The organism is Methanobrevibacter sp., from assembly GCF_017447225.1.
In the GTDB taxonomy this organism is placed as follows: domain Archaea; phylum Methanobacteriota; class Methanobacteria; order Methanobacteriales; family Methanobacteriaceae; genus Methanocatella.
Map to the genome: position 1 here is coordinate 1 of NZ_JAFSNZ010000070.1, position 3,815 is coordinate 3,815.

General features: G+C 31.5%; 5 protein-coding genes. All 5 read right to left on the bottom strand.

Features of this window, described 5'->3' with window-relative positions; genetic code table 11:
• Window positions 1–112: 112 nt before the first annotated feature.
• The 5 genes from IJQ68_RS06690 to IJQ68_RS06710 all read right to left on the bottom strand — a co-directional run bounded on the left by IJQ68_RS06690 (window position 113) and on the right by IJQ68_RS06710 (window position 3,650).
• Window positions 113–289: a hypothetical protein gene (locus IJQ68_RS06690; protein WP_292798486.1), complete on the bottom strand. Its 177-nt coding sequence runs from the start codon at window positions 287–289 to the stop codon at window positions 113–115.
• 98 nt (window positions 290–387) lie between these two features.
• Window positions 388–513: a hypothetical protein gene (locus IJQ68_RS06695; protein ID WP_292798488.1), complete on the bottom strand. Its 126-nt coding sequence runs from the start codon at window positions 511–513 to the stop codon at window positions 388–390.
• A gap of 50 nt (window positions 514–563) precedes the next feature.
• A complete protein-coding gene (locus IJQ68_RS06700; protein ID WP_292798490.1) occupies window positions 564–2,345 on the bottom strand; it encodes a class I SAM-dependent DNA methyltransferase in 1,782 nt (593 codons plus the stop codon).
• Between the two features lie 62 nt (window positions 2,346–2,407).
• Window positions 2,408–2,935, bottom strand: a complete 528-nt coding sequence (locus IJQ68_RS06705) for an HNH endonuclease signature motif containing protein (protein WP_292798492.1) — start codon at window positions 2,933–2,935, stop codon at window positions 2,408–2,410.
• Window positions 2,936–2,975: 40 nt separating this feature from the next.
• On the bottom strand, window positions 2,976–3,650 hold the full coding sequence (locus tag IJQ68_RS06710) for a hypothetical protein (RefSeq protein ID WP_292798494.1): 675 nt from the start codon (window positions 3,648–3,650) through the stop codon (window positions 2,976–2,978).
• Window positions 3,651–3,815 lie beyond the last annotated feature (165 nt).

The window sequence follows — 3,815 nt, forward strand, 5'->3', positions numbered from 1 at the left end:
CTCTGTTGCAAGTCCAGTTGTAACATTTCGAACTCTTCCTTTGTCATGGTTTTGTAACAGTTGTATACATGTGCATTATTGCGACCGCAAAAGTACGGCACGACTACAACCCCTACAACGTGTATTTCAACGTATGCTTACGTTGTATGTACAAATCGTAGGAAAAATTGGAAGTGGAGATTTCACCGCTGAGGCTTTTGGTGAATTTGAAGGATTTTTGAATTAGCCTTTCGCTCCCATCATTTACATAAGTCATTGAAACCCTGACATAATCCGATTCAGAATCCATAAGTTCAGAGATTCTCTTCTTGGAGATGTATTTGTTGTCGGCTTTGGGCAAAGAGCCAACGGTATCAAACAGTCATTCGACAGCCTTGATATGTTTTATTAATTTATTGTCATAACGAAGCCTGACTCTTGTTTTGTGGTTAATTCACCATAAAGATATTGTCTTTTGTCAGTTGTTGTTTTGAAAGAATCGGATTCTGTGGCTACAATGTTTTTGACAAACATAGTACATACTCTTCCCAACTCTCATCTAATTAGTAATCAAAATATAAAAATCAATGAGTGAAGCAACAATTATTATAAATTTTGTCAATAAACTCATTTATTTTATCCTGATCATTTTCACTAATTAAAAACTCATATTCGGTTGGAGAGAATGAATATATTCCAAAATTCTTAATGTAGTTGCCATTTAAACAATAATATCCTGAAGAATATGGTTTACTAGTAGATGATATGTATGACCAAAACAGCGAAGACTCTACAATACGTTTTACGACGATTAACTTATTAATATCATCGTCAATAAAAGCCTGTCCGTTATAAAACAATAAATCTGGGTCTGTGGAGAGTATACAATGTGGCGGTTTATTAGCAATTTTAGGGAACAAAAGCTTTGCCTTTGTTTTCTTTATTCCCTGGGAACGACCAAATGCATACCAATGATCGTATTCAGAACCTTTACCTTTGTCTCGACTAAGCAATAAATGTCTATGAGCATTTAAATAATGATATGCCTGAGGGTATACATCTATAAAATAATTTTCTTCAATGACAGACGGTTTTGTGTCATTTGTATATGGGAATATTACTTTTTCTGCAATAGAATCATAATCAACCTCTTTTGTCAATTTATTTGAGTTAACAATGCTTCTGCAAACTTTTTTTTCTACTCTCCAATCCACCCCATCCTTATTGAAATAGTAATATTCATCATCTGAAAAATATGGATGGAAAATGTATGTTTTATTGCTCAATGTAGCAATCCCATGACTTGAAGAACAGTATTCCCCCAAAGGGATTCCCACTGATTCAATGCTCGAATTTTTAGTATATTGATTTAAATTCCATCCAGAATAATAATTTAAATCTGAGTATTTTACTTTTATAAAACATGGTACTTTATTTATACTATCAAATTTATTAATACCATAATTTATGGTACTGGATTGTTCTTTTCTAATAATACAAATGCAAGTATAAGTGCTCCTCGATTTAAAAATCTGCCTGTCTCTAAAATCAATTAAATCAAACTTGAAATGATTATCCTGAAAATATTTTCTTAACGCTCTTCCATTCAAACTTTTTATAAAACTATTCATGGTTATATAACCCAAAACACCATTTTCTTTTATATTTTCCAAGCCTATTTGGAAAAATGGTATATATAGATCTGGGTGTCCTGTTTGGCAAACGCTCCACTTATTTAATGCTACTTTTACATCAGAATTCATGTTTCTTGAACAGACGTAAGGAGGATTCCCAACAATGACATCTAATTTTTCCCCATTTTTACTGATCATTTTTTCAAAATCATACGTAAGTGTATTAGCATGTTTAATATTAAATTCAAAATTGTTATCCTCGCCCTCTGAAATTGCAAGAAGTGATAATAATATTTGGCTACGTTGCACCGAATATTTTTGAATATCTATTCCATATAATTGTTCTTTATATATATCTATATAATTACGGCCAGTCTTATTATGAATATAAAGAGCAACATCCATTAAAAAACTACCGCATCCACATGCAATATCACCCACTTTCACCGTTTTCAACTTTTTAATATCTAATGCATTTAATACCTGATTTATTATTAGCGTTCTAACCTCTTTTGGTGTATAAATCGCCCCAGTGACTACTTTGTCTTTTGGAGAGACTACAAACTCAAATAATTCAATCAAACATTCAAATGTAAAATCACAATCACATTGCTCTAATTGTTGAATGAATTCATTTAATTCTTCAGGATCAACACACTTAGTGTGTTCTATTAAATCAGCATTGACGTTTATAACCCATTGGTTCTTAACAGCAAACGCTGAAATAAACAAAGAATCCACCATGAATGGGTCAGAAATGTTTTTCTTTTTTAAGTATTGAAATATACTTTGTTTCATTGATTTAATGCAAGATAGTTTTCATATTTTAAATATTCACATGTAAATTCAGATATCAACACACATATTTCAGTCAACAATTCACTGTTTTTCTCAGCAGCATTATCTAACACTTCTTTAACTTTAATAAGTTCTTCCATTTTGTCTTTCATCTGATCCAACTTCCATACAATAGCATAGCGGCAAAGACCCATTCTAAGATGGTCAAACATGTATTTTCCTTCCTCTGTATCAGGAATGATATTACCCATGTCATCTCTATGAAAATGCTTGTTATAGTCAACAGTACATGGATCCAAATAATTGGAGTTTTCATCATCAGACTTTAGAATATTTACATAAGAGCATGAATATACTAAATTATTATAGTCGGTTTTAAGATTTGGATTATCTACAATATGTTTTCTCCATGGAATGAAATGATCAATATGGAAACATCTTGGACCGCCAAACCAATAATCTCTACAATCAGTATAACCACATTTGTGATGGAAGTCTTCTATTAAAAAAGGTTTGTATTCCAAATAGTTCTTCTTTGAACTAACACGGCTCCTAGCTGGCGTACTATTTCGAAAGTTTTTCATTAAGTTGTTCAAATTTTGATATTAATATATCTGCTCTTGTTATCAAATCCGAAATCTTTTGAGAATTAGACATTTTTTTGATTTCATTTGGTATAGAGCTTCTATTATCAATTGATCCTTCAATAAGCGAGTCTAGCATTATTAACTCCTCTTCTTCCTTACATGTCAAAGGTTCTTGATTCCGCTTTGAAATCAATTCAGAGATTCGACTTTGAGCCGTTTCCAAATGTTTATGATAATGTTTAATCTGTTCAACAACCTTCCCTATAAATGATGTATTTTCTGGATCTTCATTGTTAAATAGCTTTTTTACATATACAATATTTACGTCTTCTGATTGTGAAATAGCTTGGTTTTCATGAGAAGTCATAATAAAGCAAGGAAAACCTTTCTTTATTACACAAAACTCGTTCACTAACTCTACACCATTATAAGGAATATTGTATTTGACATCCTGTTTAATATCATTGAGCATAAAGTCTGTGATAAGTGCGTTAGGATTCAATTCGACAATTTCCATTATCATTTCTTCCATCGAACTTAGTGGTAGACATGTAACGGGTTCTATTTCAAATTCTGAATGTTTTTCTACATAGTCAACAAAATCATCCTGTTCCGTTTTTTGTTCATCAACAAATAAGATTCTATACGTCATATTATTTATATTTTTGTGGAATTATTATTCTAATGCCGAATCCAATATTAGGATAAAGTAGTTTTACATCACCGTCATATTCTTTTACAATAGTATTTACTAGCCACATTCCTAAACCTGTACCTATTTCCTCTCCCGTTTCTGCACTCCTTTTTGTCGTAAATA